This is a genomic window from Lentzea sp. NPDC058436 (assembly GCF_042721515.1).
In the GTDB taxonomy this organism is placed as follows: Bacteria; Actinomycetota; Actinomycetes; order Mycobacteriales; family Pseudonocardiaceae; genus Lentzea.
Genome location: NZ_JBHXLF010000017.1, coordinates 109,880 through 134,020, shown reverse-complemented (window position 1 = coordinate 134,020; position 24,141 = coordinate 109,880). Strand labels below are relative to the sequence as shown.

Here is a 24,141-nt window from a genome sequence, read left to right as displayed (position 1 = left end):
CGAGTCCGCAGGGGGGACGCTGTGTCGTCGCTGTTCACCGACGCGGCCGAGATGCGCGCGTACGCCGAGTACCTGCGCACCGAGGCCAAAGAGTTCGAGACGATCCGCAAGTACGTCCACGCCACGGCGTGCGACAAGGCGGGCTTCACCGGCCTGCTGTCGTTGCTGCAGCCGGGCGTCGACATCGTGCGCGCGCTGTTCGACGAGACGCTCGACTTCGGCAAGTCGAAGCTGGAGGGCACGGCCACGGCGGTGGACGCGACGGCGAAGACCTACGAGGACATCGACGCCCTGCAGCGGCGGATCTTCGAGGGGCTGCTGAAGTGACGACCTCCTACCACGCCGTGCGTCCCGTCGCGGCCTCCCTGAAGCAGCCCGACATCGACACGGCGTCCCTGAACGACGTCCTGCGCGACCAGGGCTGGGGCGTCCAGGCCGTCAACTGGGTGTTCGAGGCGGTGACCGGCGAGTCGCTGGTCTCCACGATCATCACGCCGATCACCGGCGACTGGTCGAAGATCCGCGCGGACGGCGACGCGTGGCGCATGGTCGGCAACGCCATGAACGACGTCTCGTACAACCTCACGGACGCCGTGGGCAAGGTGCGCGGCCACTGGGACGGCGACGCGGCCAAGGCCCACGAGAAGTACATCGCCCTCGGCTGGAAGGCGGGCCTGCTCGCCGAGATGGGCGTCGCCCAGCTGATCGCGAAGGGCTTCGACACGGTCGCGTCCGGCGCCGAGGCCCTCGGCAAGCAGGCAGCGCGCCTGCTGGACTACCTGGTCAACAAGCTCCTCGAAGCCGCCGCCACCGTCTGGATCCCGGTCGCGGGCTGGATCAAGGCCGCCGAGATGGTCTGGAACGCGTACCAGATCTACCGGCGCATCATGGACATCATCGAGACGGTCCAGAAGCTCATCTCGGACGTCAAAGCCCTGTTCGACGCCGTCGGCCGCGTCTTCTCCGCCATCGGCAAGCTGAAGGACGCCGACTCCCTCGCCGAGGCCATGAACGCCACCCAGGAGGTGGCCGAGGCCGGTCGCGACGTCCGCAACGCCGTCAACGACATCCACGACGACTTCTCGAACATCAAGGAGTCGGCCACGGAGATCGCCGACCGAGGCCGCGACGTCGGCTCGCAGGTCCGCGAGATCTACACCCCACCAGGCGGTTCGGAAGACACGAAGCCGGCCGCCGTCTCCTCGGTAGCACCCGGCGGCGCCCCCGCGGCAGCCCCACCGACCCTGCACGGCGGCACCGACGCCCCCACCACGACCCACGCGGCAGCGGCCACGGGCCCAGCCGCCTCAGCCCCGCCGTCACTAGGCGGAGGAGGCGGCGGTGGCGCCCCCGTGGGCACCGTGCCGACCGGCCACACCGGCGGAGGCTCAGGCGGCGGTGCCCCTTCCGGCGCCCACACCATCCCCCGCCCGGACACCACGCACGCGGCGGCCGCGGCCCCAGCAGCCGCCCCCACGGGCACGCACCAGACCCCGATGGGCGGCGCGATGCCGATGGGCGCCCCGATGGCGCCAGGAGCAGGCGGCGGCGACCAGACCCGCAGTTCGGGCTCACGCCCAGGCGCGGGCGGCGTGCCGGCGTTCCCGTCGGCGGGTGCTCCCACCGGCACCCCGAAGCCCTCCGGCCTGCCCACGCCTCCCGGCCACGGCGCGGGCCTCCCGACCCCGCCCAGCCAGGGCTCCGGCACTCCGACGTCCGGCAGCAGGCCGTCCACCGGGCTGCCCACGCCCCCGTCGGGCCCCGGCACGCACTCCACGCCCGGCTCGGCAGGTACGCACCCGGACTCTCACCGGACGCCGGGCTCGGGCTCTGGCCTGCCGACGCCTCCGAACACGGGCGGCCACGCGCCCGGCAGCGGTCTGCCGACGCCTCCGAACACAGGCGGCCACACGCCCGGCTCGGGCAGCGGCCTGCCGACCCCGCCGAACTCCGGCACGCACCCGACGCCGGGCAGCGGCCTCCCCACGCCTCCAGAACACCCGAGCGCCAGCTCGGGCACCGCGACCGCACCGGCGCCGTCCCACTCGGGCGGCGGCCTTCCGTCGCCTCCCGGACACCCGACCCCGAGCGCGGGCGGCGGCCTGCCCTCACCTCCCGGACACCCCAGCCCCACCACGGACCACCCGACGCCGTCCGGCACCACGCCGCACGACTCGACGGCCCCGCGCCCGCACGACACGAACCCGTCCGGCGGAGCGGCCGACCCCAAGCCCCACGACTCCGGCCCGAGGCCCCACGACACCGACGGCCAGTCCCACGGCAGCGACCCGCGCCCCCACGACACCGACACGACGCCTCACGCCGGCGACCCGAAGCCTCACGACACGGACGCCAGGCCTCATGACGGCGACCCGAAGCCTCACGACTCCGGCACCAAGCCTCACGACGGCGACCCGCGTCCCCACGACTCCGGCACCAAGCCCCACGACACCGACCCGCGTCCCCACGACTCCGACACCAAGCCCCACGACGGCGACGCGCGCACGGACGACGGCAAGCCCCACGACACCGACGCGAGCGGTGCCGAGGACGCGAGGCCGCACGACACCCAGCCGGACCACGACCCGGCCCCGCCCGCCCACGACACGGACCCCAAGCCCGGCAACGAGGACGCCACCCCCGGCCACACCGGCGACGGCGACAACGGCGGCAACCCCCCGCCGCCCACCGGCCCCGACCTCAAGGGCCACTTCGACGCCGCCGCCATGTCCGCGCAGGGCCAGGGCTACCAGCACCAGCTGGAGCAGATCCTGCCCAACCAGGCCGACCGCGACCGCTACGTCGCGCTCAGCCAGGAACTCTCGACGAACCTGAGCCCGCAGGAGGCCCAGCACGTCGCCGACGTCCGCAACCAGATCACGGTCGGCAGCGGCGACATCGTCACCAAGGCCCTCAACCAGGGCGCGCTCAGCACCTACCTGCCCGACACCCCGCACGCGCCGGGCAGCCAGAAGGAGACCTGGCAGAACCAGATGGGCGGCTCGATCGCCCGCGGCCAGGACGTGGTCGACGTCAACACCCCGCAGGGGCTGCGGGACGGCCTCGCCCTCGACGACAAGGGCCAGGGCTGGACCCCGATCCCCGCGGGCGCGCAGGAGGCGATGCAGCTCCGGTACGAGGTCACCCCCCAGAACGAAGCGGCGCACAACGTGCCGTTCGGCGGGCCGAAGAAGGACACGCCGGACTTCACCCAGCCCGGGCCGTACGGGGCGAACGAGTACCAGTCGCCGCAGGAGAAGGCGCACTACGAGGCGTCGCAGCAGCAGATGGCGGCGGCCGGCGGTGCGACGAAGCCGTACGACGGCTACGACCCGTTCACCGGTACGGGCTCCACGATGGGCGGCATGCCGGAGTGGCGCGTCGACGGCGGCACACCGTTGCCCGATCGTGCCGAGATCTGGCAGGTGAACGCGGACGGCTCTGAGAAACTGCACGCCGTGTACGACCGCAAGTTCGGCTGGACGAAGCTCTGATGACCCAGTACTCCCAGGAGATGGCCGAGTACCGGGGCGAGACGTTCTTCGCCGGTCAGGAAGGCCCGGACCACGTCTGGATCCGCAAGGTCCCAGGCGTGTCCTACGAGCACGCCGAAGGGTTCCAGACGTACGGCGACCGTGAGCTCAAAACGGTCGCCACGAAAGAACTCGACGCCTGGTACCGCGACACGTGCAAGGCCACCTGGCGCGGTCAGCCGTTCAACGTCGTCGTGACGCACAACGGCAAGGCCGAGGCCGGCTACGCGGGTGGCGAGTACGTCTGGGCTCAGCAGAACGGGCTCGAAGGCGACCAGTACAACGGCTACACGGCCACGCTCGACGAGAGCGAGCTGGAGAACGTGCAGGTCGACCGCACCGACTTCCTGGCGCGGTGGAAGGAGAAGAACGCGGGATGAGCACCCCACAGGCCGTGCGCAAGGCGGCCGGCATCGGGCCGGAGACGATCCTGCAGAAGATCGTCCACCCCGCGATCGCGCAGCTCTACCTGGGCAACGTCGTGGTGCCCGGCAAGTTCGAGCCGCACCGCGCGGCCGGGTTCGTGACGCGCGGGCAGGACTTCCCGCAGGGCACGAGCGACCAGTTCGCCGAGGCGTTCGGCGTCGACAAGGTCGCGGACTGGCCGCGGGGCACGCAGTACCTGCTGCGCTTCCTCGCCCACACCACCGAGCTCTTCGACACGAGCTTCGGCGGCCCGACGCTCGACGGCGCGCAGAAGATGGGCACGACCCGCGTCTACCCGGTCCCGTTCACCGGCACCGGCTACACGCCGAGCGCGAACCCCGTCCCCGAGTACGTCATGGAGCTCGCCGAGCTTCCCGCGGGCACCGAACTCTGGCGTTTCGACCCGGACGGCACCGGGCGCAGCGTCGGCAAGTACCTCCACCGCCAGATCGGCTGGATTCCCACGTCGGACGTCGGCTTCGGTCCCGGAAGGTACTGGCAGGCACCGGTTCCGCACCGCCCGACCGTCCGTCGTGGACTGATCGGCCGCTACCGGGACCAGGACTTCGACGTCGACTTCGGGCCGACGCCCGGCAGCGTCCTCCTGCACCCGCTCGCCGGCCACCCCGCGCCGCCGGACTTCGTCGAGGGAGTCCTCGAGGTGCCGGACGCGGTCGTTGAGGACCTCCAGCTCGTCCGCACGGTCTGCACGTACCGGGGCGCGGAGTTCGAGATCATCGGTGTCCTGGGCGACCAGGCCGTGCTGCACTTCCTCGGCGAGAACTACGAGACGGCGCAGGAACTCGGTCTGTCCGAAGTGGACTTCCGGCAGTGGCGCACCGTCGCCGACCGCGCCGAGGTGAGCGACATCCGCGGTGACGCCAGGCCGATCAGGCGCGGGCTCTTCGGCAGGGAGAACTAGAGATGACCACCCCGAACGACAGCTGGAAGCCCGCCGAACTCCGGGCGGCCGAGGCGCAGGTCGACGCGCGTTTCAAGGAGGCGCAGGACCTCGCGAACCGCCTCAAGGAGACGCCGCTGCCGCCCGTGCCGCCGGTCGACTTCAAGGCGATCGCCCAGCAGGTCGAGCGGGCCGCGCAGGAACGGGACGCGCCCGAGCAGCTCAAGGCGTTGAAGCGCAAGGTGGACGCGGGCGAGTTCACCTGGGAGGACGTCGTCTCCGGCAAGGCCGCGCAGGACCCGGACGTGCAGGCCATGCAGCAGGAGAACGTCAACAAGATGAAGCAGGCCTTCCAGATGCTCCAGGAGGGCATGACCGCCGAAGAGATCATGGAGGCCCAGCGGCCGCGCAGGGGGCGTGACGACGACGGTGACCAGCTCGACCCCGACATCTTCACGGAGGACAAGTGGTGATGACGGCCTGGCGGACACCGGACGTCCTTGCGGCGGAGGACTTCCTGACGAGCGCCGTCGCCGACGCGGAGCGCGCGATGCGGACGGCCCAGCAGAACCTCAAGGGCAAGGAACCGTCCACTGAGGACATCCGCAGGGTCATGCAGTTCGCCAAGTCGAGCGAGGCCTCACCGGCGATGCGCCAGCTCGCGGACCGCATCGCGCGCGGCGCCGGTCTGAGCTGGCGTCAGGTCCTCACCGGCGAGGCGGGCCACGACCCGTTGGTGCGCCAGGCACTCGACGCCGACCGCGCGAAGCTGGACGAGCTGATCAAGGGTGAGACGGCACCGCCGCCACCCCCGCGCAAGCCCGCGCGAACGGACGACGACGAGCCCCTGCAGTTCACCGAGGACGCCTGGTAGCTCAGTCCAGCACCAGGGCGACGCTGACCAGCACGGCCCACGCCAGCATGGCGATCCCGGTGAACTGCAGCACCGGGATCAGGTCCTTGCCACCACGTCCGGCGGCCACGCGACGCACGGCGGGCAGCAGCACGGGCGCCGCGAGGAACCCGAGCAGCGCGTAAGGCACCCGCACGACCATGCCCAGCGCGATCAGGAACGGCACCGCCACCAACGCCAGGTAGAGCCTGCGCGTGTCCTTGTCGCCCAGCACCACGGCCAGCGTCCGCTTGCCCGACACCGCGTCCGTCGGGATGTCGCGCAGGTTGTTCGCCACCAGCACCGCCGCCGAGATCGCGCCCATCGCGATGGACGACCCGATGCCGATGCCGGTGATCTCGCCGGTCTGCACGTACAGCGTGCCCAGCACCGCGGCCGGGCCGAAGAAGAGGAACACCGCGATCTCGCCGAGGCCCGCGTAGCCGTACGGACGCTTGCCGCCCGTGTAGAACCACGCGCCGAGCATGCACACGGCACCGAACGCGAGCAGCCACCAGAACCCGGACAACACCACCAGCGCGAGCCCGGCCACCGCGCCGACGCCGAGCGAGATGAACGCCGCCAGCCGCACCTTCGACGGCTCGGCCGCACCCGACCCGGTGAGCCGGAACGGCCCCACCCGGTTGTCGTCGGTGCCGCGGATGCCGTCCGAGTAGTCGTTCGCGTAGTTCACGCCGATCTGGAACGCCACCGAGACGACGAGCGCGAGCGCCGTGTAGAGCGCGTTGAACTCGTCGATGTGGTGCGCCGCAGCCGCTCCGACGACCACCGGGGCGATCGAGTTCGGCAGCGTGCGCGGGCGGGTCCCCTGGATCCACTGGACGACTGAGGCCATGCCCCTATCCTCCGACATAGCTCCCGAGGACCCGCCGAAGGGGTGTATCAGCAGGCAGTGGCGCCTGAGACCCCGGCCACGTACGCCTTGGCGATGTGCTTGCCGGACGCGATGCGGTACCAGACGTTCGAGGTGCCCTGCGTGCCCGTCACCGACTGGCCGGTGAGCTGGCACGTGACCCTGACCTGCGCGTAGTTCGCCGCGAGACCGACCTGCGAGGCCGTGGAGGTCGCGCCGCTGCGGACGTTCACCGTGCCGGCGGCGTCAGCGGTGCGGACCGTCCCGACAGGACCGGAACCGGTCCACAGGTACGTCACGGTCACCCACGCGTTGTTGGTGAGCTTGAGGCCGTCCCAGAACGTGCCGTCGGCGAGGTCGATGCCGGCCGGGTTCGCGGGCTTGCGGCCGAACTGGTCCTTGCCGCCGTTGTAGCCGTCCTCGTACGCGGCCTGGGCCTCGGGCTTGCCCTGCGGCAGGTCCTTCCACATTTCACGGGTGGAGGACGGGTTCCAGTAGTCGTCCTTGGTGTTCCACGGGCCGACGTCCCACACGGGCGCCCACTCGCAACGGCCGTTCGACGCGCACACCTGCACGCTGTAGTTGCCGGAGTTCTTGTTGGCCAGGCCACGCCGCGACGGCAGCGCCACGAAGTGGTCGCGCGACCGGATCACGTGCCCGTTCGCCGTCGTGCCACCGACAAGTCCCTCACGCGTCGCGTAGACGCGGTACGCACGTCCAGCCGCAGCAACGGAAATGTCGTCCGCGGCCACGGTCGCGGGCGCCTGCGACGCCGTCAGCTTCACCTTGGAAGCCTTGCCACTGCTCAAAACCACGCGCGTCTCGATGGTGGACGTGGTCACCGGCAGCGTCGCCGGCGCCTCCAGCCACTCGGTCCACTGGCCGTCCGCGCGGAGACCGCGCACGTCGACGACACCATCGCCGGTCACCGCCGCCGTGACCGCGTTGGCGGGCTGGGCCAGTCTGTGCGTGCCGAGCTCGATCAGGCCCGTGCGCGGCGAACCGCCCCACGTGACGGCGCGGCCGCTCACGTCAGCGGTCCACTCGTTCGCCGGAGCCGCCGCCTGGGCGGGAGACGCCAGCCCGACCACCAACGTGGCGCCGGTGACCAGCGGTAACAGGTAGCGCATGAAGAAGCCCCCATCGCTAACGCGCACGGCCAAGTTCCGCACGCTTCGCGGCGAGGGTCTTCCTCAGCGGTAAAGGTTCACCTAAATCAGTGATCCCCAGCAACGTTGATCGGCCCTTTTGACGGCACCGGACAGTGCCATGCTGGCCGACGTGAAGCAGTCGGTGCAGGTGCGGTTGCTGCCGACGCCTGAGCAGGCAGCGGCGCTGCTGGCGACTGTGCGTGGCTGCAATGCGGCCGCGTCGTGGCTGTCCGCGCAGATGCATGCCGTTGGTGAGTTCCGACGGTTCGACGTGCAGAAGCGCTTCTACGCTGAACTGCGGGAGCGGTTCGGGCTTGCTGCGCAGCCAACGATCCGGGTGATCGGCAAGACCGTGGACGCGTACACGGTCTTGCGTGCCAACCTCGGGGCCGGGAACTACGGGCCTCCGGGATCGGCCCGGCGTCTGAAGGTCGAGTCCAGACCGATCGTGTTCCGTGCCGATGGCGGTCAGCCGTTCGACGCGCGCTGCTTGTCATGGCAGTTGGGCGAGGCCGGTCGTGAGGGAACCGTGTCGATCTGGAGCGTCGGTGGTCGTCTCCGCAACGTGCGGATCATCGGGCACTCCGGCCAGCTCTCGTTGCTGCGCTCCAGACCAATCGGAGAGGCCGATCTCATTCACCGCGGCGGCAAATGGCTGTTGCACGCTTCCGTGGACAGCCCTGAGGCGCCTCGGAAGGAGCCGGTGAACGGCTTCCTCGGAATTGACATGGGGATCGTGAACCTTGCGACCACCTCTGACGGCAATCGGATGTCCGGTGCTCGTCTGAATCGCTATCGCCGGCGCCAGCAGCGCCTCCGCCGTCGGTTGCAAGCCAAGAAGACAGCCTCTGCACGAAGGTTGTTGAAGCAGCGCCGCCACAAGGAGAAGCGGTTCGCAGCCGACGTGAACCACCAGATCAGCAAGCGCATCGTGGCCGAGGCTGAACGCACCGGACGTGGCATCGCCGTCGAGCAGTTGGCGGGGATTCGCAACCGGGTACGGCTTCGCAAGCCCCAACGGGCCAAGGTGCACTCCTGGGCGTTCGGCCAGCTCGGCCGATTCCTCGCCTACAAGGCCGCGCAAGCAGGTCTGGCCTTCGTACAGGTCGATCCCGCTCACACTTCACAGCAATGCAGCGACTGCGATGTGATCGACAAGAAGAACCGGCGCTCTCAAGCGTCGTACGTCTGTGGTCGGTGCGGCTTCGTTGGGCACGCCGACCACAATGCCGCACTCAACATCGCAACACGCGGTGCAGTGAACTGGGGCGAAGTCATGCGTCCGAACGCAGCGCCTCCCCTGACAGCCGGTCAGGGCGGAAGCAGCAAGCCTGTTGGCCCTCGAAGCCGGGGAACAGATGCGATTCGCCTGTTCCTTCCTGCTGCGAGTTCATGACCTAAAAGCGTCGGCCACCGCGGTCCGGTCGACCTTGCCGGGCCCGCGCAACGGCAGTTCGTGCACGAACCGCACCAGCTTCGGGGTCGCCGCTCGCCCCACCGCTTCAGCCACGACAGCCTTCAGCTCCTCGATCGACGGTTCCTCGTCATGCGTCACGACCGCAGCGGCCACGACCTGGCCCCACTCGTCGTCGGGCACGCCCACTACGCACGCCTCCAGGACGCCCTCAACGGTCGCCAGAGCCCGTTCGACCAGCACCGGGGGCACTTTCTCGCCACCGGTGACGATCACGTCGTCAGCGCGCCCCAGCACCTCCAGCCGCCCGTCGCGCAGCCGCCCGAGGTCGCCGGTGCGGAACCAGTCACCGAACGGTTCGGGGTTGCCGCGGTACCCGAGCGCCAACACCGGCCCGCTGATCGAGATGACGTCGTCGGTGCGCACCGACACGTCCCGCAGCGGTTCGCCGTCGTAGACGCACCCGCCTGCGGTCTCGCTCATGCCGTACGTCGTGACGACCTGCACGCCCAGAGCGCGTGCCTGCTGCAGCAGCTTCGGAGGGGTGGCGGCGCCACCGATGAGCACGCCGTCGAACTGCCGCAGCGCCTCCAGCCCCGGCCCCTCACCCACGACGAGCCGGGACAGCTGCGTGGGCACGAGGGCGGTGTAGTGGGGTCCGGGCTCGGCGAGCACGGGCCGGGCGGCCTGCGCGAAGCCCATGGCGCGGAAGCCGTCGGACAGGTCGAGCACGCCGGGCGTGGTGCCGGCGATGATCGACCGGACCAGCACCTGCACCCCGGCGATGTGGCCGGTGGGCAGCGCCAGCAGCCACGTGCCGGGCCCGCCCAGCCGCTCGTACGTCGCCTCGGCGGAGGCGGTGAGCGCGTCCGCGTCGAGCAGCACGGTCTTGGGTTCGCCGGTCGACCCGGAGGTGGGCACGCCGAGCACGGCGCGTTTTTCCCAGCCGTCGAGCGGGCCGTCGACCAGGGGTTCGCCGCCGCTGAGGGCCGCGCGCAGTTCGTCGAGCATGGGCACCTGCTCAGAAGTAGTACGGGTAGTTCGACCAGTCGGGGTCGCGCTTCTCCAGGAAGCTGTCGCGGCCCTCGACGGCCTCGTCGGTCATGTACGCGAGCCGGGTCGTCTCGCCGGCGAAGATCTGCTGGCCGACCAGGCCGTCGTCGATCAGGTTGAACGCGTACTTGAGCATCCGCTGGGCGGTCGGCGACTTGCCGTTGATCTCCCGCGCCCACTGCAGCGCCGTCGTTTCGAGTTCGGCGTGCGGCACGACCTCGTTGACCGCGCCCATCTTGAACATGTCCTCGGCCGAGTAGGTGCGACCGAGGAAGAAGATCTCGCGCGCGAACTTCTGCCCGACCTGCCGGGCCAGGTACGCCGAGCCGTAGCCGCCGTCGAACGAGCCGACGTCGGCGTCGGTCTGCTTGAACTTCGCGTGCTCGGCGCTGGCGATGGTGAGATCGCACACCACGTGCAGGCTGTGCCCGCCGCCCGCGGCCCACCCCGGGACCACGGCGATGACGACCTTGGGCATGAACCGGATCAGCCGCTGGCACTCCAGGATGTGCAGCCGGCCCGCGCGTGCGGGGTCGACGCTCTCGGCCGTCTCACCGGAGGCGTACTGGTAGCCGCTGCGCCCGCGGATCCGCTGGTCACCACCACTGCAGAACGCCCAGCCACCGTCGCGAGGGCTCGGGCCGTTGCCGGTCAGCAGCACGCACCCGACATCCGACGACATCCGCGCGTGGTCCAGCGCCCGGTACAGCTCGTCCACCGTGTGCGGCCGGAACGCGTTGCGCACCTCGGGCCGGTTGAACGCGATGCGCACGGTGCCCTGGTCGAGCGCGCGGTGGTACGTGATGTCGGTGAAGTCGAAGCCCTCGATCGGCTTCCACAACGACGGGTCGAAGAGCTCCTGATCTGCCACGGGCAAGACTCTAAGCGCCGCGTGCCGAGACCAGCGGGCGACTCTCAGCCGGGGCCGGTGACAATTGGGGGATGAACCCGTCCACGACGCAGGCGAGGGTGATCGTCGACGAACTGGTGCGCAACGGCGTGCGTCACGTCGTTCTGTGCCCCGGTTCGCGCAACGCCCCGCTGTCGTTCGCGCTGCACCAGGCCGAGCAAAAAGGCCTGCTCACGGTGCATGTGCGCATCGACGAGCGCAGCGGCGGATTCCTCGCGCTGGGCCTCGCGAAGACCGGTGAGCCGGCCGTCGTGACGTGCACCAGCGGCACCGCCGTCGCGAACCTGCACCCGGCCGTGATCGAGGCGCAGCTCACGAACGTGCCGTTGATCGCGCTGACCGCCGACCGCCCGGTCGACCTCTACCGCACCGGTGCGAGCCAGACGATCAACCAGCACGACGTGCTCGGCCTGCCGACGCTGCACCTGCCGGAGGGCGCTGCCGAGGAGGTGACGCGGTCGTTGATCTGCCGCGCCATCGCCATGGACGGTCCGTCGCACGTCAACGTGCCTTTCCGGCCGCCTCTCACGCCTTCCGACGACCTCTGGCCGTCGTCGGATCGCGGCGCGTGGACTGAGACGGATCGCACGTTCACCGTCGAGACCCGTCCCTCGGACCTGCCCTCCCGCACGCTGGTGCTGCTCGGCGACGACCGCCCGGAGAGGTTGCTGGCGGCCTCGCGGCTCGGCTGGCCGGTGATCGCGGAGCCGACCGCGCCCGGTGGGCTGCGTCACGGGTCGTTGCTGCTGAACGCGGGCCTGCCGGAGCACCTGCGGCCCGACGCGGTGCTCGTCGTGGGGCGCGTCACCCTGTCGAGGGGTCAGCAGGCGCTGCTTGGAGCGACTCCAATCGTCCACGCCGTGGGTGACCAGGCGCAGTGGCCGGACGTCCAGTTCACCGCGACCCGCGCGTCGACCTGGCTGCCGGAACCCGCCGCGCTCGACGGCGAGTGGACGCAGGCGTGGCAGAGCGCGGTGAAGAACGTCAGCGTGGCCGTCGACGACCTGCTGGACGCCGCGCCGTGGCCGACCGGCCTGCACGTCGCGCGGGACCTGGTGCAGGCGATGCCTTCGGGCGCCCTGCTGTTCGTGGGCTCGTCCAACCCGATCCGCGACGTCGACTTCGCGGCCGAACGCCGTTCGGACGTGGCCGTGCACGCCAACCGGGGCGCGGCGGGCATCGATGGGAGCGTGTCCACGGCGATCGGGCTGGCGTTGCAGCACGACGGGCCCGCGTACGCGCTGATGGGCGACCTGACGTTCCTGCACGACAGCAACGGACTGCTCGCCGACCGCCTCCCGGACCTCACGATCGTCGTGCTGAACGACGACGGCGGCGGGATCTTCTCATTGCTGGAACAAGGCGCTCCGGAGTACGGCGCGAGTTTCGAGAGGATTTTCGGAACTCCGCACGGGACTGATCTGACCGCTTTGTGCGCGGGCTACCGAATTCAGCACTCCACAGTGGACGACCAGGAGGAGTTCCGTAGCGCGATTGCGTCGCCGAAGGGCCTCCAAGTGGTCGAAGTGCAGGCAAAACGCGACGAACTGCGCGCACTGCACACGCGTCTCAAGGCGACTGTGTCAAACGTTTTCACCAGGTAGGAAACATACGTAAGTCGGTGGTTCGCTCATGATCGTCTGGATAGCGTCCGCCGCATGTCGATCAGATCCAAGGCGACGGCCGCGGTGGCGTCCGCGGCCGCGATGACCTTTTTCGCGGGGACGGCGCTGGCGGCGTCTCCGGGTGCTCCCGGCGCCGGAGACCCGTACTTCCCGACGTACGGCAACGGCGGGTACGACGTCTCCCACTACGACATCAGGCTCAACTACAACCCGACCGGCGACCAGCTCTCCGGCACGACGACGATCCTGGCCAGGGCGACCGAGGACCTCACGCAGTTCAACCTCGACTTCCTGCTCAAGGTGAAGTCGGTCAGGGTGAACAACGTGCCGACGTCGTTCGTCTCGGACCAGGGCGAGCTCACGCTCACCCCGCGCGGCGGCGTCCGCAAGGGCCAGGACCTGACGATCGTCGTCACGTACGCCGACAGCCCGTCCACCGTGAAGGACCGCAACGGTTTCACGGCGTGGACGAAGACCGTCGACGGCGCCCTGGCCATCGGTGAGCCGGAGATCGCCTCGTGGTGGTTCCCGTCCAACGACCACCCGACCGACAAGGCCACCTTCGACGTCAACGTCGCCGTCCCGAACGGCGTCGAGGCGATCTCGAACGGCACGTTCGTCGGCCAGACCCGCCAGATCAACGGCTACACGCGCTGGAACTGGCGCAGCACCAAGCCGCAGGCGACGTACCTGACCTTCCTGACCATCGGCCAGTTCGAGCTCCGCCAGGGCACCACCCCGTCGGGCCAGCCGTACGTCAACGCGTACTCCGAGCGCCTCGGCGAGAACGCGGACGCCGCGAAGGCCAGCATCGAGCGCACGCCCGAGGTCATCGAGTTCCTGTCGGAGAACTTCGGCCCGTACCCGTTCGAGGCGCAGGGCGGCGTCGTCACCCCGAACCTCGGCTACGCGCTGGAGAACCAGACCCGCCCGACCTACGACACGGGCTTCTTCCGCCGCGGCGCCAACACCTACGTCGTCGCGCACGAACTGGGCCACCAGTGGTTCGGCGACTCCGTGTCGGTGCACCACTGGCGCGACATCTGGCTGAACGAGGGCTTCGCCTCCTACGCGGAGTTCCTGTGGTCCGAGCACATCGGTGAGGGCACGGCCCAGGAGAACGCCGACTTCACCTACGACTCGTACCCGGCCGACAGCGCGTTCTGGAACGTCCTGCCCGGCGACCCCGGTGCCGGTGCGGTCTTCGACGGCGCCGTCTACGACCGCGGCGCCCTGGCCGTGCACGCGCTGCGCGTGGCCGTGGGCGACGAGAAGTTCTTCGAGATCCTCCGCACCTGGGTGGCCGAGAAGAAGTACTCGGACGCCACCGTCGAGGAGTTCATCGCTCTCGCCGAGCGCGTCTCGGGTCAGCAACTCGACCAGCTCTTCCAGACGTGGCTCTTCACGAAGGGCAAGCCGGCCGAGGCCCCGGGCCGCGCCTCGGACGTGGCCGCGAAGTCCCTCTCGGTCGCTTCCGCCCCGAAGTCGCGCGCCAAGATCCAGCTGACGCACGAACTGTTGGACGCCCACAAGTAAGTCCGCTTTCACAACGAGCCGTGCAGACCACTTCCGTGGCCTGCACGGCTCGTGACGTATACCCCTGAATCGGGTGCCTTGCGTTAGTTCGAACGGGTGTAAGTAGTCGTACTGATCCGCCGACGACCCCATTTGCTTTACCTTCAAACGATAGATCGCAGTGCACGTGGGGGAGTGAACCTGTGACTGGTCAGAGCAGTGCGCAGGAAAGCGCGCAGGCGTACGCGATGGAGCGCTACTACGCGCAGTCCGGCGGCCCCTTGATGGGCTTCATGTCGGGCGGCGTCAGTACGATCCTGGCCGCGGCCAAGTCGGTGGAAGCCGCTGCCGAGGCGGGCGCGCTCCAGCACGACCCTGAGGCCGTCGATTCGGCGATCAAGAAGCTGGACGAGTTCGCGGCCGTGTTGGAGAAGATGGTCCGCAGATCGGACCGCCTCGTGACCAAGACCCCGTTGGGCGGGGGCTACGCCGAGCAGATCGGCCAGCTCAACAGGGAAATCGGCCAGGCCGCCAAGTCCGAAGTCATTCCGGACCTGGTCAAGGCGATCGCTGAACTGAAGGCCCAGTTGGACAAGAGCCGCAAGTCCTACCGGAACGTGGAAGAGAGCACGTCCGGCACGATGAATCGACTGTGACAGGAACTCATGAAGCACGCGCGTATCGCCATTGTCGGACTCGCTCTGCTCGCCACTGCCTGCACGAGCGGAGCGACCACAGGTGAAGCCAAGCCTGGCAGCACCGATGCCAGTCCGACCAGCGCCTCGTCCGCTGCGGCAGGCGACCCCAAGCTCGCTTCTGCGAAGCCCTGCGAACTGATCAGCGCCACCGAGGCCACCGACATCGGCATCAAGTCGCCGACACCCGATCAGTCCCTCGGTGCAGAGACCTGCGAGTGGGACGGCGTGGGCACTGGCGGTCTCACGGTCGCGCTTGAGACGAAGCAGGGAGCTGACAGCTTCAACTACGAAGGAGCTGTCAAGACCCCCTCCAAGTTCGGGGCCTACGACGGCTTCACGGTCGCCGCTCCTGACAAGGCCGTTTACACGTGCCACGCGGTGATCTCGATCAGTTCGTCGTCGAGCGTTCAGATCATCGCAAGTGCCGGTGCCGCAACCACCGACACGGCGAAGGCCTGCGAGATGGCCAAGAAGTCCGCCGACTTCGTCGCGGGCAAGTTGTCCTGAGTCAGAGTTCGAGGGGTTGACCGATGGCATACGAGAGACCGCAGGTTCCGCAGCCGACCGCCAACTATCCGGGGCACAGCCACTCCGCCATGCACCGGCAGGCGATGGACGGCAACGAGCCGAGTGAGGCCGGCAAGATCGCGGCCGAGTGGAAGTCACTCTCAAGCGACCTCGTCAACGTGGCCGTCGGGCTCAACACCGTCGTCAACGGCCTGCGTGCGGGCTGGACCGGCACCGCGGGCGCCGCGGCCTCTCAAGCGCTGACCAAGGTCGGCAACTTCACCGACCAGCTCTCCGCGTCGTTCTCGGCGACCAGTGGCGTCATCAACCGCCAGGTCGAGGCCGCGGAAGCGACGAAGAACAAGTTCCCGCCGGAGGTCCCGTACAACCCTCAGCAGATGCTGAAGGACGCGGCGACCAGCTTCAACCCGCTCAAGATGGCGGCCGCGCCGTTCGAGATGCTCGCGCAGCGCGAGAAGTCGCAGGCCGCCAAGCAGGAGGCCGAGCGGGTCATGCAGGAGCGGGACAACTCGCTCGCCGCGGCCGCCGCGACGATGCCTACGTTCGACGAGGCCCCTCAGTTGCCCAACGGCGACCAGGGCGTCACGACGACCAGCAGCACGACGTACGCGCACACCACGAACTCGGTGAATCCGTCCTCGCAGCTGGTAAACACCGGCATCAGCAGCTCGTCCTTCGGCACTCCCTCCATAGGCAACCCCGCCGTGGGCACCCCGTCCCTCGGCAACCCCGGCCTCAACAACCCCGGCAACGGCACCACGAACCCGTCGTGGGTCGCGCCGCCGGTCACGCAGCCCAACCCGCAGGGCAACAACCAACTCCCCAACGGCGGCAACCCGAACGACCGCAAACCGCTCCCAGGCCCCGGCCCGTTCCCACCCGGCTTCAGGCCGAACCCGAATGACCCACGCGGTAGCGGTGCCGGTCGTGGCGGTCCAGGTGGCGGCGGCGCACGTGGTGGTGGCGCAGCAGGTGGTGGTGGCCGCGGGGCGGGCGGATTCGGTGCAGGAGGCGCCGGTTCGATGGCCGGCCGCGGCAGCTTCGGCCCGTCCAACCCCGGCGGCAGCGCCGGAGTCGCCCACGGCCCGGAAGGAACCGCACGCGGCGGTGCCAACGCGGCAGGCGGCACGGGCAGGCAAGGTGCGGCCGGTGCTGGCGCGGGCGGCGCAGGAGCCGGTGCGGGCAACGGCGAGGAAGACAAGGAGCACAAGTCGAACTACCTCGTCCCCACGGACGAGTACTTCGACGACGACCGCATGGTCGCGCCGCCCGTGATCGGCGGCTGACCCCGGTAACTCGGTGGCCCACAACGCCGGCGGCGGGCACGATCAGCGAGTGAACTCTCGTGTCGCGCTCGTCACCGGCGCAGGCTCCGGAATCGGCGCCGGAACAGCGAAAGCCCTGGCAGCCCAAGGAAATCGGGTAGCTGTGGTCGATCGGTCCGACGGCGCGCACGTCGTGGCCGACGAGATCACCGCGTCCGGCGGAACGGCGATGGCGGTGCTCGCGGACATCAGCGACCCCGACGCCGTCACCAACGCCGTCAACGAGGTCGTGGCGAACCTCGGCCCGGTGGAGATCCTCGTCAACAACGCCGGTTTCGCCAGGGACAACATGGTCCTCGACATGCCGCTGTCCGACTGGGACGCCGTGATGGCCACCCACCTGCGAGGCAGCTTCCTGCTGCTCAAGGCCGTCGGGCCCGCGATGCGCGACGCCGGGTGGGGCCGCGTCGTCAACATCTCCAGCATCTCCGCTCTCGTGGACGACGACCGCGCCAACTACGTCGCCGCCAAGGCAGGCCTGGAGGGCTTCACCCGCGCCACGGCACTGGACCTGGCGCCGTTCGGCATCACCGTCAACGCGATCGGCCCCGGCGTGGTCGTGACCGAGATGACCAAGGTGTCCGCGGCCCGCGCCGGGCGCACGCTCGACGAGCACGTCGAGGCGCAGCGGAAGTCGATCCCGCGCGGCCGCGTCGGCACGCCGCACGACATCGCGCGCGCCGTGCTGTTCTTCACGGCCGAAGACGCCGACTACGTGACCGGTCAGGTCATCTACGTCAGCGGCGGACCTCACGGCTGACGCGACACTGTTTTCACCCGAACGAGCCCGTATCGTGGAACAAGTCCAAGTCATAGCGTCGGTGGATGGCCCACAGCACTCCATCCACCGCGTACAGCCGGGATCTCGGTGACGAACTCCGCCGGCTGCGCGAGCTCTGCACCGACCTCAAAGGCCACGAGGTGGCCGCCCGCCTCGGCTGGGACCCCAGCAAGGTCTCGACCATCGAGCACGGCAAAGCCCGGCCGAGCGAGATCGACCTGGTCCAGTTCCTCACCATGTGCGGCAAGGACCTCGACTACTTCGAGGACTTCAAACGCCGCTACCGCAACGCTTTCGACGAGTACATCGTGCAGTTGCCGGGCAATCTGCGCACCGTCGCGATGGCCGAGTCCACGGCCACGAAGATCTTCAGCTACAACACGCTGACGGTGCCAGGACTCCTGCAGACGTCGAGCTACGCCGAGTGCCTCTGCCGGGCGGCCGGGATGACGGTCGAGGAGCAGATATCACCGTTGGTGCGGGCCAGGATGGACCGCCAGGCGATCCTGAGGAAACACGATCGGCCCGACTGCCTGTTCTACGTCCACGAGTTGGCGTTGCGACAGCGGTTCGGCGACGACCAGGTCATGGCGGATCAGTACCTCCAGCTGTTCTTCAACGCGCACATGGTTCGGGTCGTACCTGCGGACGTGCTCGTGAACTCGGCCGGAATCCTGCTCTGGGAGTACGCGAAAACAATGCCGATCGCTTACGCCGAAACCGATCTGACCCAGGTGTTCGTGCAGGACCGAGGGGCCATCGCACGGACCAGGTTGATCTTCGACCATCTGGCTGAGGTCGCCTTGGATGAGGAACAATCGCGGAGGAAGCTGGCGGAGTACGTCAACCTGCCGCGAGAGGATCTTGATGCCCCAGGACCGCGCTTGGCGTAAGAGCAGCTACAGCAACGGCACGCCGGAGGGCGAGTGCGTCGAGATCTCGCTCGCCCACGATGCCCGCGTCCGCGACTCGAAGAACTCCGCCGGGGAGGTGCTGGCGTTCAGCACCTTCGCCTGGCGTTCGTTCGTCCACGACGTGGCTAAAGCCCTTCGAGCGCCTCACGCATAGGCCGCATCTTGGCGTGCGCCTCCTGCACCTCGATGTCCGGATCCGAGTCCGCCACCAGCCCGCACCCGGCGAACAGCCGAGCCGTCGACCCGGAGATCTGCGCGCACCGCAACGCGATCCCGAGCTCCCCGTCGCCGTTCCCGTCGATCCACCCGACGGGCCCGGCGTAGCGGCCGCGGTCCATGCCCTCCAGCTGCGAGATCAGCCAGGTGGCCTCCAGGCGCGGCGTTCCGCCCACGGCGGCGGTCGGGTGCACGGCCTCGCCGAGGCGCAGCAGCGAGACCGGCGACTCCAGCGTGCCGATCACGTCGGACGACAGGTGTGACACGTTGGGCAGCCGCAGCACGGATGGTCCCTCTACCGACATGGTCGTGCAGAACGGCCGGAGGGTGTCCGCGAGAGAGCGGATCGCGTAGTCGTGTTCTTCGAGGTTCTTCTCGGACGACATCAGTGCCGCGGCGAGTTCCTCGTTCGAGATGCCGTCGTGCGGCCAGGTCGTGCCGGCCAGGACACGCGAGTCGACGACCGAACCGGACCGCCGCAGCAGCAGTTCCGGTGTGGCGCCGACCAGGCCGTCCACGGCGTAGGCCCAGCACTCCGGGTAGCGCCGCGCCAGGCCCTGCAGCACGAACCGCTGGTCGAGGCGCCGGTCGGTCACGGCCATGAGGTCGTGGGCGAGCACGACCTTGTCCAGGTCGCCGGCACGCATCCGGGCGACAGCGGAGCGCACGACCTCGCGGTAACGCGTGACCGGCAGCTGTCCGTCGGCGTACCGGACCGAGGACGGACGCGAGAGAGGCGCGACGAAAGGAGCCGGGTCGGAGGCGCCGATCGTGGTGACCCACTGCTCGCCGTTGCGGCGGCCGACGACCACCTCGGGCACGATCAGCACCGAGTCGCCCGGTGAGTCGGCGAACGCCATCGAGACGAACGCCACGGGACCGCTGCCCGGCACGCCCAGCTCGTCGTCCACGTCGAGGTGGGCGCAGAACTCCTGCCACCACCTGTCGGCCTGCGCGAACCGGTCGGGGCCGCTGACCTCGAAACGAGCGGCCTCTCCCCAGCCGACCAGGCCGGAACCGTCGCGCACCCAGGCGAGCGCGCGCTCCGGGTCCGGCAGCAGTCCGAGCAGGTCACCGGCGGTGTCCCGCTTCGACCGGACGCGGATTCGCTGCCGTGCTCGCGATGTCGGTGCAGAGGTCACAGTCCGACTGTATGGACATCAACCTGAAAGCGCGGCATCCGCCCGGCTCTAGACTTCTCAGTTGTGGTGGAGGACGCAGTGACCAAGACGCCCCGCGGTGTGCGCGTCCGCCGTGCGGCCAGCAGAGTGTTGTTCGTCGTCGGTGGCGTGATCACGCTCGTGTGCGTGCTTCTGCCCATTGCGTGCTGGCGTGACGACGTGGCCATCGAGAAGTCGATGGGGCAGGCGGTCGCGCAGGTCGACTCCGTCTCCTTCAACCGGACGGTTGTGCGCTACGCCACACCCGACGGGCGCGTGATCATCCCGTCCCAGGGCGTGCTCTACCCCGACGGGCTCAAGGTCGGGGACAACGTGCGGGTCGAGTACGACCAGACGAACCCCGAACTGGCGCGCGTCGCCGGGCGGACGGCGGTGCTCAGCCTGCTGCCCGTCGGAACGTTCCTCGTGTCCGTCTGGATCGTCATCGCGGCTGTTGTGACAGTTCTACGCAGGTTCGGCGTCCGGATGTAACATCGGTGTATGGCGGATGACCTGGAGCTGCGCTTCGAGCGCACCGTGCAGGCCGAATCGCGCATCGAGCCGCGCGACTGGATGCCCGACGGCTACCGCAAGACTCTGATCAGGCAGATCGCCCAGCACGCGCACTCCGAGATCATCGGGATGCAGCCGGAGGGCAACTGGATCAGCCGCGCGCCCTCGCTGCGCCGCAAGGCGATCCTGCTGGCGAAGGTGCAGGACGAGGCGGGCCACGGCCTGTACCTCTACTCGGCGACGGAGACGCTCGGCGCCGACCGCGAGGACCTGACGACCAAGCTCATCGAGGGCCGCCAGAAGTACTCCTCGATCTTCAACTACCCGACGCTCACGTTCGCCGACGTCGGTGTCATCGGCTGGCTCGTCGACGGCGCCGCGATCTGCAACCAGGTGCCGCTGTGCCGCACGTCCTACGGGCCGTACGCGCGCGCCATGATCCGCATCTGCAAGGAGGAGTCGTTCCACCAGCGTCAGGGCTACGAGCTCCTCATGACGATGATGCGCGGCACGCAGCAGCAGAAGGACATGGTCCAGGACTCGGTGAACCGCTGGTGGTGGCCGGCGCTGATGATGTTCGGCCCGCCGGACGCCGAGTCGACGAACACCGAGCAGTCCATGGCGTGGCGGATCAAGCGCGACACCAACGACGAGCTGCGGCAGAAGTTCGTGAACATGAGCATGCCGCAGGCCGAGGCTCTCGGCGTGACGTTCCCCGACCCCGAGCTGAAGTGGAACTCCGAGCGCGGCGAGTACGACTTCGGCGCACCCGACTGGGACGAGTTCTGGCAGGTCGTCAAGGGTGGTGGCGTCTGCAACGAGCAGCGCATCGCCCACCGCCGCAAGGCGCACGAGGACGGCGCATGGGTCCGTGAGGCCGCCGCCGCGCACGCCGCTAAGCACGCACGTAAGGAAGGTGCCGCGTGAGCACGTCGTGGCCGCTGTGGGAAGTGTTCGTGCGCGGCAAGCGCGGCCTGAACCACGTGCACGTCGGTTCGCTGCACGCGCCGGACGCCGAAATGGCGCTGCGCAACGCCCGTGACGTCTACACGCGCCGCAACGAGGGCGTGTCGATCTGGGTCGTGCCCGCCACGGAGATCACCGCCTCCTCGCCGGACGAGAAGGACCCGTTCTTCGCGCCCGCGGGGGACAAGGTCTACCGGCACCCGACGTTCTACGCGATTCCCGAGGACGTGCCGCACCTATGAAACTCGGGTGCGGGTGTCCCGCAGAACACAGTGACAACGCCTCGCCCCTGGATTGGGCAACCTCATGAGCTTCGACAACGCCTACGAGTCCCTGCTCGGGGGCGAGGACGCGCATTGGGCGTTCGGAACGGGCTTCTCGGAGGCCCTTTCCGGCGTCGACCGCGAGTTCTCCGCCGGCGTCGACAAGGACGCCCTCGCCGCGTACTGCCTGATGCTCGGCGACGACGCGTTGATCTACTCGCAGCGGCTCTCGGAGTGGAGCTCGCGCGCTCCCGAGCTGGAAGAGGACATCGCGCTCGCCAACATCGCCCTGGACCTGCTCGGCCAGGCCCGCATGCTGCTCACGCGCGCCGGCGAGGTGCTGGGCAAGGACGAGGACGAGCTCGCCTACCTGCGCGACGAACGCGAGTTCCGCAACGTGCACCTGGCCGAGATCGACTGCGGTCCCGGCCCCGGCGGTGACTTCGCGACGACCATCGCGCGCCTGCTGGTGTTCTCGTCGTGGCGGCTCGCGCTCTTCTCGCGGCTGCGCGGCTCGGCGGACCCGGTGCTCAAGGCGATCGCCGAGAAGGGCCTGAAGGAGCTGGCGTACCACCGCGACCACGCCGCCCAGTGGACCGTCCGCCTGGGCGACGGCACCGACGAGTCGCACCGCCGCATGCAGGCGGGGCTCGACCGCGTGTGGCCGTTCGTGGACGAGCTGTTCGCGACGCACCGCGTGGAAGTCGCGCTGCAGGGCGTCGCCGTCGACCCGGCGTCACTTCGGTCCGAAGTGGACGGTGTGCTGGAGGCGGTTCTCGACGCTGCCGGCCTGACGCGCCCCACCGACACGAAGGCCGCCCGTGTCGCGGGCATGGCGGGTCGCGACGGCGTGCACACCGAGGCCATGGGCTACCTGCTCGCCGAGATGCAGCACCTGCACCGCTCGCTGCCGGGAGCCGTCTGGTGACGACCGCGCTGGAGGTCGCGTCGGCAGTGAGGGACCCGGAACTCCCGGTCCTCACGCTGGCGGACCTCGGCGTGCTGCGCGAGGTGTCCGAAGTGGACGGTCGCGTCGTCGTCACCATCACCCCGACCTACTCGGGCTGCCCCGCGATCGACGAGATGGGCGCCGACCTGCGCCGATCGCTCGTCAGCGCGGGCTTCGAGGACGTCGAGGTGCGCCTGTCGCTCTCCCCGGCCTGGACCACGGACTGGATCAGCGACGAGGGCCGTTCGAAGCTGGCGGAGGCAGGCATCGCGCCCCCGTCCCGCATCGGCCCGGTCGCCGCGGGCCCGGTCCCGCTGAACCTGGTCCCGCCGTCCCGCCAGGTCGCGTGCCCGCAGTGCGGCTCGCTGAACACCTCGGAGATTTCACGGTTCGGCTCGACCGCGTGCAAGGCCCTGCGCCGCTGCCACGCCTGCGCCGAACCGTTCGAGCACGTCAAGGAGATCTGAGTGGCTCGCCGCGCTGCCTTCCACAAGCTGACGGTCGCGAGCGTCGACCGCCTCTGCGACGACGCCGTGGCCGTCACGTTCACCGTGCCGGCGGGCCTCTCGGACGAGTTCGCCTTCACCGCGGGCCAGTACCTGACGCTGCGCCAGGGCGACGAACGCCGCTCGTACTCGATCTGCGCCCCCACCGGCGCCGCCCCGCGCATCGGCGTGCGGCGCGTGGACGGCGGCCAGTTCTCGACGTGGCTGGTCGACCGCGTGGCTCCAGGCGACGTCCTCGAAGTCCTGCCGCCACTCGGCAAGTTCACGCCCACCGGCTCCGGCACCCACCACGGCCTGGTCGTCGCGGGCTCGGGCATCACCCCGGCCCTGTCGATCGCCGCCACGGTCCTCGCGACCGGCGCGCGCGTGACGTTGTTGTACGGCAACCGAAGCACCAACACGGTGATGTTCGCCGACGAGCTAGCCGACCTGAAGGACCGCTACCCGGCGACGTTCCAGCTGATCCACGTCCTGTCCCGCGAACCGCGCGACGTGGAGCTCTTCACCGGCCGCCTGACCGCCACGAAGCTGACGGCCCTGTTCGGCAGCGTCGTGCCGTTCGACGCCATCGACGAGTGGTGGCTGTGCGGCCCCTACGAGATGGTGCAGGACGCCACAGCCGTGCTGCGCGATCGCGGCGTTGCTCCAGACCGCGTGCACCACGAGCTCTTCTACGTCGACGAGCCGCCGCCCCCGCCACGTCGTGCGGAGGCCGTCATCGACGCTGCCGCGTCGGTCACGGTCGTGCTGGACGGCAAGTCGACCACCCTGCCGTTGCCTGCTGGGGAACCGATCCTGGACGCGGCCCAGCGGGTCCGCGCCGATTTGCCGTTCGCTTGCAAGGGCGGGGTGTGCGGTACGTGCCGGGCGCTGGTCACCGACGGTGCCGTCGAGATGCGGCGCAACTACGCGCTGGACGCGTCGGAGGTGGCGGCGGGGTTCGTGCTCACCTGCCAGGCGCTGCCGACCAGTGAGAGCGTGACTGTCGACTTCGACGCCTGAGCGGCTCGCGCTTCGCTGAGATACAC

Annotated in this window: 26 protein-coding genes; 21 read left to right on the top strand and 5 right to left on the bottom strand. The window is 69.5% G+C overall.

Annotation, left to right across the window (positions count from 1 at the left end):
- Window positions 1-21 precede the first annotated feature (21 nt).
- The 6 genes from ACFWN2_RS36615 to ACFWN2_RS36590 are packed head-to-tail and all read left to right on the top strand — an operon-like array spanning window position 22 to window position 5,734.
- A complete protein-coding gene (locus ACFWN2_RS36615; RefSeq protein WP_382435144.1) occupies window positions 22-327 on the top strand; it encodes a hypothetical protein in 306 nt (101 codons plus the stop codon).
- Entirely contained in the window at window positions 324-3,494 is a 3,171-nt protein-coding gene (locus ACFWN2_RS36610) for a hypothetical protein (RefSeq protein ID WP_382435143.1), read from the top strand. The genes ACFWN2_RS36615 and ACFWN2_RS36610 overlap by 4 nt, the downstream gene beginning before the upstream one ends.
- Complete coding sequence (locus tag ACFWN2_RS36605; protein WP_382435142.1) at window positions 3,494-3,913, top strand: hypothetical protein; 420 nt, start codon at window positions 3,494-3,496, stop codon at window positions 3,911-3,913. The genes ACFWN2_RS36610 and ACFWN2_RS36605 overlap by 1 nt, the downstream gene beginning before the upstream one ends.
- The gene (locus ACFWN2_RS36600; protein WP_382435141.1) at window positions 3,910-4,881 is read left to right on the top strand and encodes a hypothetical protein; all 972 of its coding nucleotides are present in this window, start codon (window positions 3,910-3,912) and stop codon (window positions 4,879-4,881) included. The genes ACFWN2_RS36605 and ACFWN2_RS36600 overlap by 4 nt, the downstream gene beginning before the upstream one ends.
- Window positions 4,882-4,883: 2 nt before the next feature.
- Window positions 4,884-5,333: a hypothetical protein gene (locus ACFWN2_RS36595; RefSeq protein ID WP_382435140.1), complete on the top strand. Its 450-nt coding sequence runs from the start codon at window positions 4,884-4,886 to the stop codon at window positions 5,331-5,333.
- Complete coding sequence (locus ACFWN2_RS36590) at window positions 5,333-5,734, top strand: hypothetical protein (RefSeq protein WP_382435139.1); 402 nt, start codon at window positions 5,333-5,335, stop codon at window positions 5,732-5,734. Before ACFWN2_RS36595 ends, ACFWN2_RS36590 begins: the two co-directional genes overlap by 1 nt.
- A 1-nt stretch (window position 5,735) precedes the next feature.
- On the opposite strand, the gene ACFWN2_RS36585 is transcribed toward ACFWN2_RS36590, so the two are convergent.
- Window positions 5,736-6,608 carry a 1,4-dihydroxy-2-naphthoate polyprenyltransferase gene (locus tag ACFWN2_RS36585; protein WP_382435138.1) on the bottom strand — a complete coding sequence of 291 codons (873 nt, stop codon included), beginning with the start codon at window positions 6,606-6,608 and terminating at the stop codon, window positions 5,736-5,738.
- Window positions 6,609-6,655: 47 nt separating this feature from the next.
- Complete coding sequence (locus tag ACFWN2_RS36580; RefSeq protein ID WP_382435137.1) at window positions 6,656-7,756, bottom strand: hypothetical protein; 1,101 nt, start codon at window positions 7,754-7,756, stop codon at window positions 6,656-6,658.
- A 139-nt stretch (window positions 7,757-7,895) separates the two neighbouring features.
- Between ACFWN2_RS36580 and ACFWN2_RS36575 the strand changes: the two genes are divergently transcribed.
- The gene (locus ACFWN2_RS36575) at window positions 7,896-9,173 is read left to right on the top strand and encodes an RNA-guided endonuclease InsQ/TnpB family protein (protein WP_382435136.1); all 1,278 of its coding nucleotides are present in this window, start codon (window positions 7,896-7,898) and stop codon (window positions 9,171-9,173) included.
- On the opposite strand, the gene menE is transcribed toward ACFWN2_RS36575, so the two are convergent.
- The gene (gene menE / locus ACFWN2_RS36570; protein ID WP_382435135.1) at window positions 9,168-10,202 is read right to left on the bottom strand and encodes an o-succinylbenzoate--CoA ligase; all 1,035 of its coding nucleotides are present in this window, start codon (window positions 10,200-10,202) and stop codon (window positions 9,168-9,170) included. The two genes, ACFWN2_RS36575 and menE, sit on opposite strands and share 6 nt — an antisense overlap.
- A 10-nt stretch (window positions 10,203-10,212) precedes the next feature.
- A complete protein-coding gene (locus ACFWN2_RS36565) occupies window positions 10,213-11,115 on the bottom strand; it encodes a 1,4-dihydroxy-2-naphthoyl-CoA synthase (protein WP_382435134.1) in 903 nt (300 codons plus the stop codon).
- A gap of 71 nt (window positions 11,116-11,186) precedes the next feature.
- Here ACFWN2_RS36565 and menD point away from each other — a divergent pair, with 71 nt between their 5' ends.
- From menD to ACFWN2_RS36525, 8 genes are all read left to right on the top strand, one after another.
- Complete coding sequence (gene menD / locus ACFWN2_RS36560) at window positions 11,187-12,758, top strand: 2-succinyl-5-enolpyruvyl-6-hydroxy-3-cyclohexene-1-carboxylic-acid synthase (RefSeq protein ID WP_382435133.1); 1,572 nt, start codon at window positions 11,187-11,189, stop codon at window positions 12,756-12,758.
- 54 nt (window positions 12,759-12,812) lie between these two features.
- Window positions 12,813-14,315 carry a M1 family metallopeptidase gene (locus ACFWN2_RS36555; RefSeq protein WP_382435132.1) on the top strand — a complete coding sequence of 501 codons (1,503 nt, stop codon included), beginning with the start codon at window positions 12,813-12,815 and terminating at the stop codon, window positions 14,313-14,315.
- Window positions 14,316-14,497: 182 nt separating this feature from the next.
- The gene (locus tag ACFWN2_RS36550) at window positions 14,498-14,950 is read left to right on the top strand and encodes a hypothetical protein (protein WP_382435131.1); all 453 of its coding nucleotides are present in this window, start codon (window positions 14,498-14,500) and stop codon (window positions 14,948-14,950) included.
- A 9-nt stretch (window positions 14,951-14,959) separates the two neighbouring features.
- A complete protein-coding gene (locus ACFWN2_RS36545) occupies window positions 14,960-15,499 on the top strand; it encodes a DUF3558 family protein (protein ID WP_382435130.1) in 540 nt (179 codons plus the stop codon).
- Window positions 15,500-15,522: 23 nt separating this feature from the next.
- Window positions 15,523-16,806, top strand: a complete 1,284-nt coding sequence (locus ACFWN2_RS36540; protein ID WP_382435129.1) for a hypothetical protein — start codon at window positions 15,523-15,525, stop codon at window positions 16,804-16,806.
- A gap of 49 nt (window positions 16,807-16,855) precedes the next feature.
- Window positions 16,856-17,605, top strand: coding sequence for an SDR family NAD(P)-dependent oxidoreductase (locus ACFWN2_RS36535; protein WP_382435128.1), 750 nt, complete (start codon window positions 16,856-16,858; stop codon window positions 17,603-17,605).
- Window positions 17,606-17,670: 65 nt separating this feature from the next.
- Window positions 17,671-18,519, top strand: a complete 849-nt coding sequence (locus ACFWN2_RS36530; protein ID WP_382435127.1) for a helix-turn-helix domain-containing protein — start codon at window positions 17,671-17,673, stop codon at window positions 18,517-18,519.
- Entirely contained in the window at window positions 18,494-18,694 is a 201-nt protein-coding gene (locus ACFWN2_RS36525; protein ID WP_382435126.1) for a DUF397 domain-containing protein, read from the top strand. Before ACFWN2_RS36530 ends, ACFWN2_RS36525 begins: the two co-directional genes overlap by 26 nt.
- On the opposite strand, the gene ACFWN2_RS36520 is transcribed toward ACFWN2_RS36525, so the two are convergent.
- Window positions 18,666-19,898, bottom strand: coding sequence for an isochorismate synthase MenF (locus tag ACFWN2_RS36520; RefSeq protein ID WP_382435125.1), 1,233 nt, complete (start codon window positions 19,896-19,898; stop codon window positions 18,666-18,668). The genes ACFWN2_RS36525 and ACFWN2_RS36520 overlap by 29 nt on opposite strands.
- A gap of 78 nt (window positions 19,899-19,976) precedes the next feature.
- Between ACFWN2_RS36520 and ACFWN2_RS36515 the strand changes: the two genes are divergently transcribed.
- The 6 genes from ACFWN2_RS36515 (at window position 19,977) to paaE (ending at window position 24,115) form a co-directional block, all read left to right on the top strand.
- Window positions 19,977-20,408, top strand: coding sequence for a DUF3592 domain-containing protein (locus tag ACFWN2_RS36515; protein ID WP_382435124.1), 432 nt, complete (start codon window positions 19,977-19,979; stop codon window positions 20,406-20,408).
- Between the two features lie 9 nt (window positions 20,409-20,417).
- Window positions 20,418-21,356, top strand: a complete 939-nt coding sequence (gene paaA / locus ACFWN2_RS36510) for a 1,2-phenylacetyl-CoA epoxidase subunit PaaA (RefSeq protein WP_382435123.1) — start codon at window positions 20,418-20,420, stop codon at window positions 21,354-21,356.
- Window positions 21,353-21,637: a 1,2-phenylacetyl-CoA epoxidase subunit PaaB gene (gene paaB, locus ACFWN2_RS36505; RefSeq protein ID WP_090065945.1), complete on the top strand. Its 285-nt coding sequence runs from the start codon at window positions 21,353-21,355 to the stop codon at window positions 21,635-21,637. The genes paaA and paaB overlap by 4 nt, the downstream gene beginning before the upstream one ends.
- A gap of 64 nt (window positions 21,638-21,701) precedes the next feature.
- Window positions 21,702-22,586 carry a 1,2-phenylacetyl-CoA epoxidase subunit PaaC gene (paaC, locus tag ACFWN2_RS36500; RefSeq protein ID WP_382435122.1) on the top strand — a complete coding sequence of 295 codons (885 nt, stop codon included), beginning with the start codon at window positions 21,702-21,704 and terminating at the stop codon, window positions 22,584-22,586.
- Entirely contained in the window at window positions 22,583-23,074 is a 492-nt protein-coding gene (gene paaD / locus ACFWN2_RS36495; protein ID WP_382435121.1) for a 1,2-phenylacetyl-CoA epoxidase subunit PaaD, read from the top strand. Before paaC ends, paaD begins: the two co-directional genes overlap by 4 nt.
- On the top strand, window positions 23,075-24,115 hold the full coding sequence (gene paaE, locus ACFWN2_RS36490) for a 1,2-phenylacetyl-CoA epoxidase subunit PaaE (protein ID WP_382435120.1): 1,041 nt from the start codon (window positions 23,075-23,077) through the stop codon (window positions 24,113-24,115). It abuts the gene before it with no gap.
- The last annotated feature ends 26 nt before the right edge of the window (window positions 24,116-24,141 follow it).

Coding starts and splice junctions, on each gene's coding strand:
- menD (WP_382435133.1), top strand. CDS start 11,187: ATGAACCCGTCCACGACGCAGGCGAGGGTGATCGTCGACGAACTGGTG.
- ACFWN2_RS36585 (WP_382435138.1), bottom strand. CDS start 6,608: ATGGCCTCAGTCGTCCAGTGGATCCAGGGGACCCGCCCGCGCACGCTG.
- ACFWN2_RS36605 (WP_382435142.1), top strand. CDS start 3,494: ATGACCCAGTACTCCCAGGAGATGGCCGAGTACCGGGGCGAGACGTTC.
- menE (WP_382435135.1), bottom strand. CDS start 10,202: ATGCTCGACGAACTGCGCGCGGCCCTCAGCGGCGGCGAACCCCTGGTC.
- paaA (WP_382435123.1), top strand. CDS start 20,418: ATGGCGGATGACCTGGAGCTGCGCTTCGAGCGCACCGTGCAGGCCGAA.
- ACFWN2_RS36525 (WP_382435126.1), top strand. CDS start 18,494: ATGCCCCAGGACCGCGCTTGGCGTAAGAGCAGCTACAGCAACGGCACG.
- ACFWN2_RS36545 (WP_382435130.1), top strand. CDS start 14,960: ATGAAGCACGCGCGTATCGCCATTGTCGGACTCGCTCTGCTCGCCACT.
- paaC (WP_382435122.1), top strand. CDS start 21,702: ATGAGCTTCGACAACGCCTACGAGTCCCTGCTCGGGGGCGAGGACGCG.
- ACFWN2_RS36590 (WP_382435139.1), top strand. CDS start 5,333: ATGACGGCCTGGCGGACACCGGACGTCCTTGCGGCGGAGGACTTCCTG.
- ACFWN2_RS36555 (WP_382435132.1), top strand. CDS start 12,813: ATGTCGATCAGATCCAAGGCGACGGCCGCGGTGGCGTCCGCGGCCGCG.
- ACFWN2_RS36530 (WP_382435127.1), top strand. CDS start 17,671: ATGGCCCACAGCACTCCATCCACCGCGTACAGCCGGGATCTCGGTGAC.
- ACFWN2_RS36600 (WP_382435141.1), top strand. CDS start 3,910: ATGAGCACCCCACAGGCCGTGCGCAAGGCGGCCGGCATCGGGCCGGAG.
- ACFWN2_RS36580 (WP_382435137.1), bottom strand. CDS start 7,756: ATGCGCTACCTGTTACCGCTGGTCACCGGCGCCACGTTGGTGGTCGGG.
- ACFWN2_RS36575 (WP_382435136.1), top strand. CDS start 7,896: ATGCTGGCCGACGTGAAGCAGTCGGTGCAGGTGCGGTTGCTGCCGACG.
- ACFWN2_RS36540 (WP_382435129.1), top strand. CDS start 15,523: ATGGCATACGAGAGACCGCAGGTTCCGCAGCCGACCGCCAACTATCCG.
- ACFWN2_RS36595 (WP_382435140.1), top strand. CDS start 4,884: ATGACCACCCCGAACGACAGCTGGAAGCCCGCCGAACTCCGGGCGGCC.